This window comes from Streptomyces coacervatus (assembly GCF_029223485.1).
Classification (GTDB): domain Bacteria; phylum Actinomycetota; class Actinomycetes; order Streptomycetales; family Streptomycetaceae; genus Streptomyces; species Streptomyces coacervatus.
On record NZ_JARHTP010000013.1, the window covers coordinates 265928 to 281666 of the forward strand.

The following is a 15739-nucleotide window of genomic DNA, read 5'->3' on the forward strand; positions in this document are numbered from 1 at the left end:
GATCGCCTTGTCCCGGATTGGGATGCTGGGACAGTCACACGGCTGTGACCTGCGAGGACGGACTACCGCTGGGATGATCTTGGGATTGGGCGGCGGGGGGAGAGCACGATGGGCGGCGCGGCGAGGCCCACTCGACCTGGCCGACTTGGCAAGGTCTCCGCGTGCAGCGAGAGGGCAACAACCACTCACTGCATCATGTCGCCGTTCCGGCTCGCGCGTATCAGCCTCACCAGTTGCCTCGACCGTTCGGTTCCGATGTGCAATTCCTTGCGCAGCGACTCGGCCGAGACCGGGCGCTGATGCAACTCACGGTGTTGGGCGTCCACTTGGCACGCCTGATCCAGCAGAGCATCGCCGGCGACCGCCTCGTCGACCTCTGGGCGGCTACCGGGTGCGGTTTCCACACGCGCGCTCGGACCGTGGGCCAAGAGTTCCACGGCAAGCAGCAGCGCCACCGGTGGCCAGCCTGCGACCAGCATCGGCTTCCAGGCCAGGGCTGGCGCGGCGGCGATGTTGGCGGCTAGTGAGACCGCGATTCCCAACAAGAACACCGGCCACACGGTCCAGCGGAAGCGCCGATTGGTCCGGTCCGGCAGTTTGAGCAGGCCTGCGGTCGCAAGGAGGAGCAAGCCGTCCACGGACAGCGGTCAGAGGGCGGCACTCGCCGGGTCCGCACCGCCTTGCAGGGCGAACTCAATCTACTAAGCCGGCACTAAAGATCTCCACATCAGCGGAATCCCCTGGGTTGCGACCGTGGCGGTGCGCCAAGATCCCATTCTTGGTTCTTTCTTGTTGGTGTCCTGGCTGCCTGAAGGCATCACTTCTTCGGCTGGTGAAGAAGGCCCGTCTCGAATCCGGCCGCCGCTACGGCCAGGACAAGGGCCGCCTGCCCGACCCGCACGCCGACGCCGCAACGGAGGACGCCTACGACCTCTCGGCTCAACTCGCCCGCGGGGAAGACAAGTTGTATCGCGTCGGCCTCTACCTCACCGTCCACACCGACGGCGACGAAGAGCTGGCGGACGAGACGGCTGCCGTACGGGCGTTCGCGGCCCCTGGAGACTGGCACTGCAGCTGAGCCCGAACTTCCAGCCGTTCCACCTCAATCTCGGCGCTGCGCCTACGGCGTTCACGTTCGTCTCGCCGGACGCCAAGCGGGGCTGGTTGCTCGTACAAGACACCTGACCGACGTCAGGGAGCTGTGGGCCGCGCGGGCGGACCCGGGGCCTGTCCGCAGGGTTGCCGATGATGCGGGATTGCCGGAGACGGGGCCTGTGGCGTCGGCTGCGTCCGGCCCGTTGATCTGAGTGACCCGGGTTCGGTCGGAGTAGACCATTTGATCATTGAAGTTCGGGTCCAGTTTTGCCCGTTCAGTACGGCCGGGCGGCCGGCCGGTGAGCGGGGGCGAGGCGGGCCGCCTCGGACCTGGGGAAGCTGATTTTCTTCGGGTCTCCGTCCGAGGTGTAACGCTTGACCGTCCCGTCGCGGAGCTTGTCCAGCCAGGCTGTCGAGGTGAACTGGGCTTCGGGGCCGGTCGCCCCCTGGGAGCGAATTCGCGGGATGGCACCCGGGTCGAAAGCGGTCGAGAAGGGGGAAGGGGCGGGGTCGGCTCCCACCAGGTAGACGCCCTGATGCTGGTAGCGCACACCGTCGGCGGTTCCCTGCAGCACCAGTTGCCGGGATTTGGGCATCGAACCGTTGGGAAGTGCCATCGACACCACCGACAAGCCGGGCACGGCCTGGGTGATCGCCCTCTGGTTGTCGGCGATGGCCTTCTGGGCGGTGTCGTCGTCCACCGTCCCCAGCGCGGTGTGCCGCAGGGTGTGGTTGCCGACCTCGAATTCGTGTTTGACGAGCCAGTCCAACGACTTTCGGCCGCCTGGCTCGCTGAACGGGTCGGCGTTGACGAAGAAGGTGGCCACGGGGCGGAATCCGGGGTGCTTCCGGGCGGTGTCCAGCAGGATGCCCACCGCGGTGTCGGACGCGGGCCGGCCATCCGCGTCCAGACGGAACTGGGTGACGGTCGAGTCGTCGAAGGTCAGCACCACAGGGTGGGTACCGGCGGGTATGTCGATCTTCCCACTGCTGAACTCCCGCGCGGTGACAGGTACGTATCTCTCCCGTGCCAGCCGTTCCAGCTCGGCGCGGAAGTCCTGCGGCGTGCGGTCGTACGCACTCCTGGGCTCGGCCACCAGTTGGTGGTACATCAGCACCGGGACCGCACCCAGCTCGTCGGCCTGCACTGTCGCCGGGTGGGCAACCGCGGCCTGCCCGCCGACCTTGCGCGCCCGTACTGACGGCCCGTCCTGGCCCCCTTGCGGCGGGGATTGGGCTGCCGAGCAGGCGGTGACCAGCAGGATGACCGATGCGACGACGACCGCGCCGCCGCTTCGGTGGGTTTGACGCATGATGCCTCCGGATGCGAACGAGATACTTCCCGTCGCCTCCAAGCCTCGGGCAACAGCGTGACGCACACCCCGGCACGATAGGCCGAATGCATGATTACTCGCTCGAAACCACTCGGGTGGACGGCGTGGCGGCTATGTCATATCGCAAGGAACCCTCTTTCGAGAACGGCAGAGTGAACATGCGCGGAAAAAGACTCGGAACGCGATTCACCGTCATGGCCATTTCCGTGCTGGTCCCGGTCTGTGCGGCGGTCGGGGCCTTCGCGATACAGTCCTCCTCCGGTCGGCTCCAGGTCGAAGGGCTCAGCAACAAGGGTGTGTTGGGCCGAGCCGACGTCAGCAACCCGCGCCTTGCAATCACCGCCGAGGAAGGGGCCGACCTGGCCGAGCTGGAGGTGCGGCTCGACGGTAATCCGGTGCACACCCACCAAACCGACGACCGCCTCATACTCGACACCCCCTCGCTCGCCGAGGGCAAGCACGAACTGACGGCCACATCCCACAGTGGCCTGCCCTTCCTGGACGACATATCCCGGACATTCACCGTGGACACCACCGCCCCGAAACTGCGGCTGTCCCCAGCCCGAGCCACTGGGCCAGGAGCACCGGTGACGGTACGCGGCCGGGTCGAGGACGCCGGCCAGGTGAAGGTCTCCATAGCCGGTGCGCCCGTGCCCGTCGGCGACGACGGCACCTTTTCCCGCCGGCTCGAAAAGCCCCCCGCCCGCATCGAGGTGGCGGCCACGGACGCGGCCGGCAACGTCACCCGCGAGCACGTGAACGCGGTCGCGCCCTTTCCCCTCACCCGGGCCGCACACCTGACCGCCATCGGCTGGTCCTCACCTGAGGTCCGCGACCCGGTTCTCCAGCTCGTCAAAGGCAAGAAGCTCAACGCCGTCGAGCTCGACATCAAGGACGAAAACGGCGAGGTCGGCTACGACTCCTCCGTGCCGCTGGCCCGCGAGATCGGCGCCGTGAAGAACCGCTACGACGCACACAAGGCGATCGACACCCTGCACGGCATGGGAGCCCGCGTCATCGGCCGCATCGTCGCCTTCCGCGACCCCATCCTGGCCCAGGCATCCCACCACCAGGGCAAGGACCACCGCCTGGTCCAGGCCCCTGACGGCAGCCCGTACGACGGCGGCCACTACGGCACGCTCTCGTTCACCAACTTCGCCGATCCCGAGGTCCGCCAGTACAACATCGCCCTGGCCGCCGAAGCGGCGAAGCTGGGCTTCGACGACATCCTGTACGACTACGTGCGCCGCCCCGACGGGAAGCTCTCCACAATGCGCTTCCCCGGCCTGGGCGACCAGACCCCCGAAAAGTCCATCGCCGAGTTCGTCGCCGACACCCAGCGCCGCATCCAGCCGGAAGGCAAACACCTCGGGGTCTCGGTATTTGGCATCGCAGCCACCCGGCCCACCGAAATCGCCCAGGACATCCCCGCCATAGCCCAACACGCCGACTACATCGCTCCCATGGTCTATCCCTCGCACTGGGCCGTCGGTGAGTACGGGGTCGCCAGTCCGAATGCCAGCCCGTACGAGATCGTCAACCGGTCGCTGGCCGACTTCGCCAAACAGGTCAAGGGCACCAGGGCCACGATCGTCCCCTGGCTCCAGGACTTCTCCCTGGGCATCCACTACGGCCCCACCGAAGTCGCCGCCCAGATCAGAGCTGCGGCCGGGGACGGCATGAACTCCTTCCTGCTCTGGAACGCCGGAGCCATGTACCAAGGGGCGGCACTGACCACCCTGCGATGACAAGAGCCTGGATCTCCAGCCGGTGACTGTACTCAGAGGTCCTGACGAAGGCGTCGTAGGTGTCTGTGGGTGATGAGGCAGGTGGCGAGGCCGAGGAAAGCCTGATGGATGTCGTCCCGTCGCTCCCGGCGGATGCGCAGGCGGCGGAAGCCGTGCAGCCAGGCGATCGTTCTTTCTACGACGTACCGGAGGATGCCCAGTCCGGAGTCGTGGGGCTGACCTCGTTCTGCGATGACCGGGCGAATGTCCCGGGCCCGCGGCGGGCGCCGGTACTTGTCGTGGTCGTAGCCACGGTCGGCGAGCAGCGCGTCGGGGCGGTGTCGGGGCCGGCCGACGCTCCCCGCGACGGACGGGATCTTGTCCGGCGGGGGCAGGAGTTGCGTGATGTCGTTGCGGTTGCCGCCGGTCAGCGACACTGCGAGCGGGGTGCCCTGGGCGTCGGTGATGACGTGGTGTCTGCTGCCCGGCCGAGCGCGGTCGACCGGGCTGGGACCGCTTTGGGGTCCCTGCGAGCGGCCCGGAGGTGGGAGGAGTCGATCACCGCCCGGGACCAGTCCAGCTTCTTCGCCGACCGCAGCTTCTTCCACAGCAGCACGTGCAGCTGTTCCCGCACTCCGGCCTCCTGGATCCCGGTGTGCAGCACGAACAGGATTCCGCAGCCAACAGTCACATGATCAACCACTTCTGTTAGGGCCTCTTAGTGCCGCGGAGGGAGGCATCAGTTCACGGACGGGATTTGCGTGCAGTCTCGCACGATGATCTTGCCGGTGTTCTGGCCGCGCAGCATTCCCAGGAAAGCGTCCACGATGTGCTCGAACCCGTCGGTGACCGTCTCGTCCAGAGCAAGCCGGCCGCTCTGCAAATGCGGTATCGCGAACTCGTGCAACTCCTCTTGCAGGTCACGGTAGTTACTCACCAAAAAGCCCTCTATGCGGATGCTCTTTTCCACGATGTCCGCGTAGTTGAAGCGCGGTGGCGACGCGTCGGGATTGTTGTACTGGCTGATCGTGCCGACGCGGACGATGCGCCCGAACTCGCGCAACGCTCCCACCGCCGCGGCCAGTTGCTCGCCGCCGACATTGTCGACGAACACGTCGATGCCGTCCGGCGCGACCTTGCCGAGCAGTTCGGCGGCGGGCCCCTCGTGGTAGTCGAAGACGGCGTCGTAGCCGACCTCTCGCGTGAGATGGCCGGCCTTCGCCGCCGATCCCGCGCTGCCCACGAGCCGTCCGGCGCCGAGCAGCCGGGCGAAGCGCCCGGTCGCCGTGCCGACCCCGCCCGCGGCGGCCGACACGAACAGATCCTCGCCCTCCTGGAGCCGGGCGATCCGGGTCAGGCCCACATAGGCGGTCAGACCGGTGCCACCGAGGATGCTCAAGTACGCGGTCAGAGGCACCCCGTCGAAGCGGGGCAGCCGCCGGATCTCCTCGGGCATGACCACTGCATGCGTGCGCCAGCCCCGTCGATGGAACACGATCTCGCCCTCGGCCAGCCCAGGCGTACGCGAGGCGATGACCCGCCCGATGGTGCGCCCCTCCAGCGGTGCGCCGAGCGCGAAGCCACCGGGCACGTCGTCCATCATCTCGCGGTGATACGGGTCGACGGACCAGTACAGGTTTTCCACGACCGCGCTGCCGGCCGCGGGGTCGGGAAGCGCATGCTCGACGAAGGCGAAGTGCTCGGCTGTGGGGAAGCCGTGGGGGCGGGCGGTCTGGTGCACGGTGAGCGCGGTCTCGTTCATGCCCGGACCGTAGGGCGGGAATGTGCCTGGTGGGCAGCCGGTTGGGCTCATGCGAGGCCCCGTTCCATGAGCAGTTCTCATACGTTGAGGTGAGCACCCCGTGCCCCGTACGACCGACTCCGATCTCGCCCCGCACGAACTGCGCGTCCTGGTGGCGGCCGCGGACACCGGCGGTTTCTCGACCGCGGCCGAGACACTCGGTCTGACGCAGTCCGCGGTCTCCCACTCGGTTCGCGGCAGCGAGCGCAAGATCGGTGCCGTTCTCTTCGAACGCGGCCGCACCGGCGCCCGCCCCACCCCTGCCGGAGAGAAGGCCGTCGCGCACGCCCGCCACATCCTGCGCCTGCTGGACGTCCTGACCACTGAGGCGCGCGGTGCGGCCCGGTCCGACGCGGCTGAGGGGCCGCTACGGATCGCTGCCTTCCGCAGCGCGGCTCTCCACCTGCTGCCGCCCGTTCTGCAGCGGCTGCGCGCCCGGCATCCCGGGATCGAGCCGCGGGTGCGGATCGTACGCGAGGTGGGGCGCGGCACGGCCGGCGAAGTGGCCGACGGGAAAGCCGACATAGCCATCGCCACGCTGGGTGGCTCCGCGCCGCTGCCACCCGGACTGGTCGCGAGCGGACTCTTCGAGGAGCCGTATACCCTGGTGCATGCGCCGGGTCACACCGCCCCGCGCTCGCTGCCGCTGGTCGACTGGGCCGAAAACTGCGGCTCGTACACCCGCGACTGGTGGGCCGCACAGGACTGGATCCCCAAGGCCACCGTCGAGGCCGAGGACGACGGAGCGGTGCTCGCCCTGGTCAGCGGAGGCCACGGAATGGCGATCATGCCCGCGCTCTCCCTGGCCGGAGCACCGAACTCGATCCGCATCACTGATCTCGGCCCCAACCGCCCGACGCGCCAGGTTGGCTATGTCACCACCTCCGAACTGGCCAGATCCACCGTCGTACGCGCCTTGGTGAGGGAGCTGCGGGCCGCCGTCCCCCAGGGCGTGGGCCTTCCCAGCGGCGAGGCCTGATCAGGTCGAGTGCGTGACCCGGGCGATCGCGATTTGCGGAATGCGGCCACGGCCCTGGTGCTGTCCGGCTAATGGGCGACCCCTCCCTCTTGCTGCCTGACCACAGGTCAGCGTGGGTCCGCCTGGGGAATCAAGCCGAGCAACTCCGAGGCCGCCCGAAGCTGGGGATGGAGAGGTGCAATTGTCTCCGTCAGAGGCGGTCCGCGGCTCGTTCGACCAGGCCCAGGCCGCGATCGAGTGACGGTGTGGAAGGTGCTGGGCAAGCGTCGACTCAGCGTGCTGGCGGTCGCCGTCGTCGACACCACCGCCTACTACAGGGTGAAGATCCCCACCCCGTGCCCTCGCGAGATGCCACGGTCATCCAGGTCTACGGCAAAGGCGACGAATCCTTACCAGCGGGTGGCAGTACGACGTAAGCGTGCGTACCGAGCCGGCGAGTGGGCGGGACGTCCCAACCTTCCGTACTGCCGGGCGGTAGGAGGAAGTAGAGGACCGGCTCGGCGCATGCAGGATCGACAGCAACTGCTCCGGGTTGCGCGATCCGTTCGATGGCTTGTACGCCGAGGTAGCGGCCGACCCGAACTGAGAGTTCGGGTGAACCACGGGTTCGTGTCAGACGAGTTGGAGTCGTTGGGTGAGGTCCGTGACCCGGCGACGGAATGTGGGGCGGACTCGCTTCTGCAGGTCAAGGATCATGCTGCGTGCGAGCGCGCTGCGCGCAAGGTCTTCGGGCGCAATCTCTTCGAGGTCGAGGAGGTGCACGAGCACCGCGGCATCTTCGCGGCGCAGGTCATGGCACCGAGCCAGCTCCAGTCCGAACGTGAACTGCCGCTCCCGGCTGGGTAGTCGGCTGGTGTCGATCTGACCAGCCACGCGGAGTCCTTCGACGGCTTCGCCGACCAGCATCTCGATACTCATTGCGTGCATCTCAACGTTGGTCGGCCCGAAAACCGTCCATGGGACATTGCCCTCGCCAACCTGACGGGCAAGCGGGGCGGCGTGCTGCTCGAGCCGCTGTCGCGCTTCCCACCAGCGATGTCGGCGCGCATCGGATACGACCGCGCCTCGACCGGCACATCCGCTGGGAACTCGGCGCGTACGGCGAGGATGACGACACGCGCGCCGAACTCGTCCGGTCGTCCCTCCAGCGCGCCGGCGCAACCGCCGCGGACTCGGTCCTGATCGGTGACACGCCAGCCGATGTGGAAGGCGCCCACGCCAACGGGGTGCGGGTGATCGCGGTGGCGTCGGGCCGCAGCGATGAAGCAACGCTTCAGGACGAGGGGGCAGAGGCGGTGCTGTCCGATCTGCGCGATACCGAAGTGCTGGTAAAACTCGTGCGTGGCGATGACCGGCGGCCGAAGTGACAGTCGCGACATTCTGCGATGCGCACCTCAATGACCGCGCCTGGCGAGTGCTCTGGCCACTCAGGTTCGCCGCGTCGGGGGTCGTGGCGGTTGGACTGCCGCTGAGCGACCACGCAGCGCGCAGACGTGATCCGAGTTATCGCGTGGCCCCTGTCAGCCCCTGAACTGCGCCCATCACGCTGTCCACCACCTCGGTCACCGGCTTGGATGCATCGATGATCGCCGCGCCACGGCCTTCGTAGATCGCTCGCATCCGAGGATTCCACTTCAGAGCCGCTGCGAGCTCTTCGGGATGTTGACCGAATGCGTTCGTAGTCCGGGTCGCGAGCCGGTGGCGGAGGGTGTCCTCGTCGATCACCAGGCACACGATGAGGTCGAAAAGATCGCGGACGTCTGCCTCGTTCTCCGCCGACCCACACAAGAACGCGATGCGGAAACGAGACTCCTCTGCGAGGGTCTCAACGCGCCCACGGACGATCGCCCACCCGTATCGGTCAAGCCAGCCTCCAGGAACCGGATACGGAGGATCCACCACAACCTCGCCCTTGGCGCGGTCGATCCAGCGACTGAAGCCGTCCTCGTCGGCGTCGAGCGCAAGGTAGCCACGCGCTCGCAACATCCCGCAGACCGTGGACTTACCAGTCCCGGAATTGCCCGTCACCCACACCAATGTCACGCAGCCAGCGTAGACGTGACCACCCCGGGAGAGTGCTGTGACCGCGCAGGTTCGCGGGGTTGCCGTCAGGCTGCGGCTTGGAGAGGGCGTCCACCCCAGCGGATGCCGTTCTCGCTTCGGATGCGGGTGCGTTCCAGCGTTCGGCGGCCAGGACGTCGCGGTGACGTGTGTTGGCGTTGCGCCAGCGCAGTAGGCGTGCAGCGCCCGGGTCTGCACGGTGTGGTTGGGGTGGTTGGAGTTGGCGATGGTGAACTGCCTCAGCGGTCCGAAGTGCGCCTCGATCCGGTCCAGCTTCGCCTCACGGGCCGGGTCGGGGGAATCCTTCCAGATTCGCGCCAGGCTCTCGTGGCCTGGGACGCAATTGCTATGTCGTCCCCAATCTCTGCCGCACCGCCCCTCCGGGGGCGTACTGGCTCGTCAGACCGCAGTACGCGAACCGCCATACCGACCCTGAGTCCTTGCGGCGCTTCCTCGACATGGCCGCGGCGTAACCGATCCTGCCAACTGACCGCCCGGACAAGGAGTTTGCTGTGCGAGATCCGGCGGAGAGCGATGCCCAACGACGCGCCCGGGTCGCGCGCTGGCCTGGTCTGCTTCACCGAAGGACTCAAGGCCGGCACCGCCACAACGATCAGCACCGGCAAGACCATTCCCAAGGCCGTTCCGTCTCCCACCAATGCAGATATGCGTTGCGGATCCTGCGTCGAGAGTGGGTCACGGACATCCTGGAAGTGCTTGTGGCAGGCCCGATCCAGTACGGCGCACTGCTCCAGGCCGTCCGGGACCGAACACCGGATCCTCAACATCCGTCGAAGCAGCGCTACATCCAGGACTCGGTCCTGAACCGGACGCTGAACAAACTGCGGGACGAGGCCCTGGTCTCACGCGACCGGGAGGGGAGTTTTCCGTACCACACGACGTACCGCATCACCGCTGCGGGAGGGCAACTGCTCGATGCGCTCGGACCGTTGGCGAGCTGGTCGGAACAGCATCAACGGCCGTAATCAGGGCGGGAGCTGGGCCTCTCATCGCCCCCGGTGAGGAGCGGGATCAGCTCGCCTGCCGGTAGCGGTCAAGGATCGCTGCGCGCAGTGCCGGGGCTGACGCACCGAGTGCCGACAGGACAGAGGGCACCAAACCGCCGTTCATGGCGATGAGGCCGAGTGCGAGGTGCTCGATGCCGATGGTGTCGTCGTGCCGGGCCTGTGCCTCACGGACGGTGTTCGCCAGACTCTCCTTGGCGCGGGGGGTGAACGGGATGTGCCCGGAGGGGCGGGCGCCGGTGGCCTCATGGAGACCGGCACAAGCGGGGGCGGATGCCGTAAGGACGGCGCCTCGGGCGCGGCGTCGCCGGCGCCAGCGGCGCACGAGGGTCGGGGGCACTCCGCGCCGGGGGTTGAGCCTGGACATGCGGGTGCCTCGGTGGACGGTTCGGCCGGCTCGCGTGAGGGCTTCCGGTCCGAAGGACTCCTCGATCCTGGCGCGCACCGCGTCGAGATCGATCCCGATGGCGGCCAACGCGTCCCGGTTGAGGGTGCCGAACAGGAGGGACCCTGCCCCGAGTCCGACCTGGCGGACGATCTCCTCCTCGACGCGCTCCGGCGTGAGGCCGTGCTCCCGCAGGACGACGCTCGCGGGCTGGTCGGTGGCTACGACGGCGAGCAGGAGGTGCTCGCAGCCGAGGTAGTGGTGTCCCAGGCGTCGGGCGTGTTCCTGGGCGTGGACGATGACCGTACGAGCGTCGGGGGCGAAGCGTTCGAACATCATGGCCTCCCGATCAACCGGCCGTACTTGCGGTGCACGGTCTGCTTGGTGACGCCGAGTCGCTGGGCGATGTCCTGCCAGGACCAGCCCAGCTTCCGTGCGTTCTCGACCTGGAGGATCTCCAGCCGTTCGGTGAGTTCTCGCAGGGCGGCCACCGCGCGGAGCCCGACGTCCGGGTCGTTGCTGGCGGCGCCCTCGGCAATTTCGAGTGTGCTCTGCATGCTCGTCAGCATATGCTGACGGATGCGATGGCGTCAACATATGCTGACGATACGAAGTGGTCGAGCTGCATGGTCCAGCCGCCTTGGCCCGGGTTCTCCTGCCGTCGGGGCGCGCCAGCCGGTGTCTGTCAGCGATCACGGTTGCAGCCTGCTCGGGTGAGCTCATCGAGCCGAGACTGAAGCTTCTGACAGAGCAGACGCGGCCTGCCGCCGGGCTGGGGTCGCAGCCGTGTACTACCTGGCGATTACGGGCGCCACCGCGCATAACCAGGGCGGGGCCGGGGCTAAGGCTGGCTCGATTCCCGTACGGTCAGCCGATGGGGCACCAAGACCGGGGGGCGGGCCCCGGGTGACTCGATCGCGCCAATGAGCGCAGTGACCGCGGCCTCCATGGCGACCCCTGGAGAGAGACTCAGTGTCGTGACCGGCGGATCCGTGTCCGCGTAGGCGGGGTCCTCGCTCATGCACGCGACAAGGAGATCGTCAGGCACCCGCAGACCATGCCGCCGGGCCGCGGTGAGCAGTGAGCGGCCCGACTGGTTGTAGATGCCGTAGACGGCGTCCGGGCGGTCGGCGCGCCCCAGCAGGGTGTGTGCGGCGGCGTCGCAGCCCGCCCCTGGGACGAGGGGCGCCGACAGCGGTTCCTGGCCGTGCTCGGCACACCAATTCTGGTAGGTCTCAATGCAGATGCGGGAGTAGAACTCGGTGCCCGGTCCCGCGATCAGGGCGATCCGGCGGGCTCATACCGCGCTGACCGCCTACGAGACGGCCTTCCGCCACGGCGGCCGGCACCGCGACAACCGGCACACCCTGGCGCACACCGAGCTGATCGCTCCGTCCGACATACGCCGGATGGCCCGCGCCCGCGTCCTGGCCTGCTTCCAACTCCAGTGGGCGGAGTACGACTCGTACACGACCGACTCCCTGCTGCCGTACCTCGGCGCCGAGCGCCAGGCCCGCATCTACCCCGCTCGCTCGATGGAACGGGCCGGGGTCCGCCTGACCGGCGGCACCGACTGGCCGATCGACGCCTTCAACCCCTGGCGCCCGGTCGACCAGGCCATCACCCGCACCGGTCCGGACGGCACCCCTGCCTTCCACCCGGAGGAGGGCATCTCCCGGCTCAGTTCGCTGCGCATGCACACCCTGGGCAGCGCCTACCAGCTGCACCAGGAGCACCGCACCGGCACCCTCGAACCCGGCAAGCAGGCCGACCTCGTCCATACCGACCGCGACCTGCTCAAGGTCAAGGCGAGCGAGATCAGCGAAACCCAGGCCGAACTCACCATGATCGGCGGCGAGATCGTCCACGAGGCCGGTTCGGTCACGGCGGCCACCCGCAAGACGCATGCATCGATCGCCGCGGCGGACACGCTGCGGGCCACCGGCGCGGCGCGCCGTACGAGCCATTCGCACGCGGCCTGCGGACACTGAACGGAGCTGTCCACCGGCAAAAGGCTGGACAGCAAAGGGGCTTGGCCTCTGCTGTCGATGCCTCCCGCCGCGAGCCCCCGGCCCTGCGGTCCCCCAGCCGCGCGGCCGGACGGCGCGACGTCAGCCCGTACTGCCTGTCCGGGGCTTGCCATCGCACCTTGAGTCACGGATGGAACCGCCACCGGCCTTCAGAAATGACATCCACCTTGTCGTCCCGGACGCGAACAGCGGTCTCGTCGTCGATGAAGTAGATCGGGAAGTCCGCCCGCGCGGCGATGCGATCAGCCCAGGCGTCGTCCCGTTCGGGGAAATCCGGTGAGTACAGGTGGGGCTTGAGATACCAGTCGAAGAGGCCGAACGGCGGCTCCACGGTCGTCGCACCGAGCACATGGAGGTCCGCGGCGTCCCCGATCACGTCGGCGGAGTGCCCGGTCAGGTTCCGGCTGAAGATCATCGATCCGGCGCTCACCCCCACATAGACCCGGCTCTCCAGCGCCTCCAGGAAGCCGTCGGCCAGGTCGTTGCCGGTGATGCTGCGCGCGAGGTGGTAGTGGCTGCCGCCCTCCACGTAGATGACGTCGGCGTGGAGCAGCCGGTCGAGCACCGTCTGCCGGGGCAGGCCGTTCAGCTCCAGGACGTCGAACTCCCGCCAGCCGAGGCCGTGCAGCCGGTTCATGTCAGCGATCATCCACCCGTGGTCCCCGGGCTCGGCGACGGACGCCGTGGGAACGAACACGACGCTCGACGACGCGAACGGCTTTCCCAGCATGTTCCGCAGCGCATCCCGCAATGTGTCGTTACGCAGGCCACTCGCCGTCAGCAGAAGCTCCATCGGGCGAGCAAATCACGGCCATGGGACGCGCGCAACGAACCCTCGATCCACCGATACCGTCAGGGCGCAACCGCATCAGAAACAGGCGCTCACAGGCCTTCGCCCACGGTGAGTGCCTGTTCCGCCCAGATGACCTTGCCCTCGCGGTTGTACCGCGTGCCCCAGCGCTCGGTGAGCTGCGCGACCATCATCAGGCCCCGGCCGCCCTCGTCGAAGGTGCGAGCACGGCGCAGATGCGGCGCGGTGCCGCTGGTGTCGGACACCTCGCAAGTCAAGGTCGACTGGAGGATCAACCGCAGTTGGATGGGAGCTGCGCCATAGCGGATCGCGTTCGTCACGAGTTCGCTGACCACAAGCTCCGTGGTGAAGGACAAGTCTTCCAGCCCCCATGCCGTCAGCTCGCAAGTCGTGAATGTACGGGCCGTGGAGACGGCCACCGGATCGGAGGGGACGTCCATCGTGGCGACGTGGTGGGCGTCGAGAGCTCGGGGCCGCACCACGAGAACCGCCACGTCATCGACAGGTCCGGCGGGCAGCAACGCTGACAGCAATCCGTCGCACGTCTCCTCCAGCGAGGCTGGTGCCTGGGCAAGGGCGTTGCGCAGCAAGGCAAGTGCAGCGTCCACATCGCGGGTACGGCTCTCAATCAGGCCGTCGGTGTAGAGCGCCAGGAGGCTGCCTTCCTGCAGTTCGAAGTGGGCCACTTCGAACGGGTACCCGCCCAGGCCCAGCGGCGGGCCGATGGGCAGGTCCGGGAAGACGACTTCACGGGAGGTTCCGGTACCGCCGGCTGCGGACAGGGGTGTCGCCACCGCTGGTGCGACATGTCCGGCGCTGGCCACGGAGCACAGACGGGAGATCGGGTCGTAGACCGCGTAGAGGCAGGTGGCGCTGATCTCGTCCGCGTCCTGTTCCTCGTGCTGGAGGCGGATGACAACGTCGTCCAGGTGGGTCAGGAGTTCGTCGGGGGTCAGGTCGATGTCCGCGAGTGGGCGGACGGCCGTTCGCAGTCGGCCCATGGTGGCGGAGGCATGCAGGCCACGGCCGACCACGTCACCCACGACCAGGGCGACGCGAGCTCCGGAGAGCGGTATCACGTCGTACCAGTCGCCTCCCACTCCCGCCCGAGAACCGCAGGGCAGATAGCGGGACGCCGTCTCGACGGCGAACTGCTCGGGCAGGCGGTGCGGCAGCAGGCTGCGCTGCAGGGTGAGTGCGGTGGAACGCTCCTGGGTGTACTGACGAGCGTTGTCGATGTAGACGGCTGCCCTGGAAGCGATCTCCTGGGCCAGCAGCAGATCGTCGTCGTCGAAGGGAGCTGCGGTTCGATGGCGGAGGAACTGCGCGAGACCCAGGGTGCTTCCGCGGGCACACAGCGGAATCAGCAGCATGGAGTGGATACCGAAGGCGCGGAGAGTACGTCTGCTGTCCGGTGAGGCCGCCAGCCACGGCGGAACGTCGGCGGTCGTGATGTCGTGACGCCTGGGCTGTCCGGTGCTGAGCACGAGAGCCGGCTCCGCATCTTCGGGGTAGACGTGTGTCTGCCCCGTAGCCACCGCCGAGTCCGGACACCCGTCCAGCACGGACCGCTGGGCCACACGGCGCAGAACCCGGAGATCGGTGTCCGGGAGCACTTCCTCATCCGAAAGCGCGGCATCGAACAGGTCGACGGTGACGAGATCGGCGAAGCGGTCCGTGGCGACCTCCGCCAATTCCTGCGCGGTGCGTGTGATGTCGAGGGTGGTCCCGATCCGCGTGCTCGCCTCATCGAGCATGATCAACCGCCGCTGCAGCCAACGGTCGCGCTCCTCCTGGTGCGACGCGACGGCCTGTTCCGAGGTGCGATCGACGTACTCGAAGCCGATCGTGCTCAATGCGGACATCACAGCGTTGATCAGTTCCGCGTCGCTGGTGAGCCGGGGTACTTCTTCCTGCAACAGCCGCAGCAGACCGGCGTGGCCGATCCGATAGACGCGCAGGAGCGTACTGATCGATATCCCGCGCTCAGCCACTCGGCGAGCGAACTCGATGGCGGCGGGCGGCGCCTTGACCTCGGTCACGTCGAAGCCGTACTCAAGGACATCCAGGATCGCGGTCACATATTCGGACGTGGTCACCGGCTGCAGGGCGGCGAGCTCCTCGTATTTCGACAACTCGGGGAACTCGGTGCGGAAGCGCTGCGTCATCACGCCGACCAGTTGGTCGGCTCGAGGCCTGAGCTCCCGGGCGAGATCGCGAAGCAAAGCATCGGCATTGCCGTCCACAGTCCAAAATGTACGCTCAGGCGCCGGAGCGGACATGTTCGTGAAAGGACTCCGCAGCAAGAGCGCGCGTGCCGTCTCGAAGCGTAAACACGCCTCGCGGTGTAGCCGTGTGTGGTCAGCGATAGAGACAGAGCGACTCCCCGGCCGATCCAGCAGCCGCCGAGGCTCGCGTTGCCAACGTCCGCTCTACGTGCGGGAGTTGAATCCGCACCCATGGCGCAGTCCTGCGCGACCAGTCGGTCGCA

At 67.8% G+C, this 15739-nt stretch carries 16 protein-coding genes and 3 pseudogenes; 7 read left to right on the top strand and 12 right to left on the bottom strand.

The features are described 5' to 3' along the window. Window positions 1-185: 185 nt before the first annotated feature. Window positions 186-638, bottom strand: a complete 453-nt coding sequence (locus P2Q00_RS30340; protein WP_275776380.1) for a hypothetical protein — start codon at window positions 636-638, stop codon at window positions 186-188. Between the two features lie 194 nt (window positions 639-832). Between P2Q00_RS30340 and P2Q00_RS30345 the strand changes: the two genes are divergently transcribed. Further along, window positions 833-1078, top strand: a complete 246-nt coding sequence (locus P2Q00_RS30345; RefSeq protein ID WP_275776381.1) for a hypothetical protein — start codon at window positions 833-835, stop codon at window positions 1076-1078. Between the two features lie 292 nt (window positions 1079-1370). Here P2Q00_RS30345 and P2Q00_RS30350 read toward each other — a convergent pair whose 3' ends face one another. Then, window positions 1371-2408 carry a polysaccharide deacetylase family protein gene (locus P2Q00_RS30350; protein ID WP_275776382.1) on the bottom strand — a complete coding sequence of 346 codons (1038 nt, stop codon included), beginning with the start codon at window positions 2406-2408 and terminating at the stop codon, window positions 1371-1373. 215 nt (window positions 2409-2623) lie between these two features. Between P2Q00_RS30350 and P2Q00_RS30355 the strand changes: the two genes are divergently transcribed. Then, entirely contained in the window at window positions 2624-4177 is a 1554-nt protein-coding gene (locus P2Q00_RS30355; protein ID WP_275776383.1) for a putative glycoside hydrolase, read from the top strand. 32 nt (window positions 4178-4209) lie between these two features. Here P2Q00_RS30355 and P2Q00_RS30360 read toward each other — a convergent pair. Both P2Q00_RS30360 and P2Q00_RS30365 read right to left on the bottom strand, forming a co-directional pair. Further along, window positions 4210-4832 (bottom strand): annotated as a pseudogene (locus P2Q00_RS30360) (IS5 family transposase); the annotation flags it as partial. Window positions 4833-4895: 63 nt separating this feature from the next. After that, complete coding sequence (locus P2Q00_RS30365) at window positions 4896-5918, bottom strand: NADP-dependent oxidoreductase (RefSeq protein WP_275776385.1); 1023 nt, start codon at window positions 5916-5918, stop codon at window positions 4896-4898. Between the two features lie 100 nt (window positions 5919-6018). On the opposite strand from P2Q00_RS30365, the gene P2Q00_RS30370 reads away from it, so the two are divergent. Next, on the top strand, window positions 6019-6936 hold the full coding sequence (locus P2Q00_RS30370; protein WP_275776387.1) for a LysR family transcriptional regulator: 918 nt from the start codon (window positions 6019-6021) through the stop codon (window positions 6934-6936). A gap of 187 nt (window positions 6937-7123) precedes the next feature. Further along, a pseudogene (locus tag P2Q00_RS30375) lies at window positions 7124-7316 on the top strand (ISKra4 family transposase); the annotation flags it as partial. A gap of 232 nt (window positions 7317-7548) precedes the next feature. Here P2Q00_RS30375 and P2Q00_RS30380 read toward each other — a convergent pair. Further along, window positions 7549-7854 (bottom strand): hypothetical protein, encoded by a 306-nt coding sequence (locus P2Q00_RS30380; RefSeq protein WP_275776509.1) that lies wholly within the window; start codon window positions 7852-7854, stop codon window positions 7549-7551. 38 nt (window positions 7855-7892) lie between these two features. On the opposite strand from P2Q00_RS30380, the gene P2Q00_RS30385 reads away from it, so the two are divergent. After that, window positions 7893-8303 (top strand): HAD family hydrolase, encoded by a 411-nt coding sequence (locus tag P2Q00_RS30385; RefSeq protein ID WP_275776388.1) that lies wholly within the window; start codon window positions 7893-7895, stop codon window positions 8301-8303. 136 nt (window positions 8304-8439) lie between these two features. Here P2Q00_RS30385 and P2Q00_RS30390 read toward each other — a convergent pair whose 3' ends face one another. Further along, the gene (locus tag P2Q00_RS30390) at window positions 8440-8979 is read right to left on the bottom strand and encodes a hypothetical protein (RefSeq protein WP_275776390.1); all 540 of its coding nucleotides are present in this window, start codon (window positions 8977-8979) and stop codon (window positions 8440-8442) included. Between the two features lie 65 nt (window positions 8980-9044). Then, window positions 9045-9261 (bottom strand): annotated as a pseudogene (locus tag P2Q00_RS30395) (IS630 family transposase); the annotation flags it as partial. A gap of 455 nt (window positions 9262-9716) precedes the next feature. Here P2Q00_RS30395 and P2Q00_RS30400 point away from each other — a divergent pair. Then, the gene (locus P2Q00_RS30400) at window positions 9717-9983 is read left to right on the top strand and encodes a winged helix-turn-helix transcriptional regulator (RefSeq protein WP_275776392.1); all 267 of its coding nucleotides are present in this window, start codon (window positions 9717-9719) and stop codon (window positions 9981-9983) included. A 46-nt stretch (window positions 9984-10029) separates the two neighbouring features. Here P2Q00_RS30400 and P2Q00_RS30405 read toward each other — a convergent pair whose 3' ends face one another. The 3 genes from P2Q00_RS30405 to P2Q00_RS50995 all read right to left on the bottom strand — a co-directional run bounded on the left by P2Q00_RS30405 (window position 10030) and on the right by P2Q00_RS50995 (window position 11695). Then, on the bottom strand, window positions 10030-10746 hold the full coding sequence (locus P2Q00_RS30405; RefSeq protein WP_275776394.1) for a Clp protease N-terminal domain-containing protein: 717 nt from the start codon (window positions 10744-10746) through the stop codon (window positions 10030-10032). Further along, window positions 10743-10964 (bottom strand): helix-turn-helix domain-containing protein, encoded by a 222-nt coding sequence (locus P2Q00_RS30410; protein ID WP_275776395.1) that lies wholly within the window; start codon window positions 10962-10964, stop codon window positions 10743-10745. Before P2Q00_RS30410 ends, P2Q00_RS30405 begins: the two co-directional genes overlap by 4 nt. Before the next feature lie 284 nt (window positions 10965-11248). Beyond that, window positions 11249-11695 (bottom strand): substrate-binding domain-containing protein, encoded by a 447-nt coding sequence (locus P2Q00_RS50995; protein WP_369293694.1) that lies wholly within the window; start codon window positions 11693-11695, stop codon window positions 11249-11251. Here P2Q00_RS50995 and P2Q00_RS30415 point away from each other — a divergent pair. Beyond that, a complete protein-coding gene (locus tag P2Q00_RS30415; protein ID WP_275776397.1) occupies window positions 11670-12398 on the top strand; it encodes an amidohydrolase family protein in 729 nt (242 codons plus the stop codon). The genes P2Q00_RS50995 and P2Q00_RS30415 overlap by 26 nt on opposite strands. A 163-nt stretch (window positions 12399-12561) precedes the next feature. On the opposite strand, the gene P2Q00_RS30420 is transcribed toward P2Q00_RS30415, so the two are convergent. Together P2Q00_RS30420 and P2Q00_RS30425 are read right to left on the bottom strand one after the other, a co-directional pair. Further along, a complete protein-coding gene (locus P2Q00_RS30420; protein WP_275776399.1) occupies window positions 12562-13230 on the bottom strand; it encodes a Type 1 glutamine amidotransferase-like domain-containing protein in 669 nt (222 codons plus the stop codon). 89 nt (window positions 13231-13319) lie between these two features. Beyond that, the gene (locus P2Q00_RS30425; RefSeq protein WP_275776400.1) at window positions 13320-15530 is read right to left on the bottom strand and encodes an ATP-binding SpoIIE family protein phosphatase; all 2211 of its coding nucleotides are present in this window, start codon (window positions 15528-15530) and stop codon (window positions 13320-13322) included. Window positions 15531-15739: the final 209 nt, after the last annotated feature.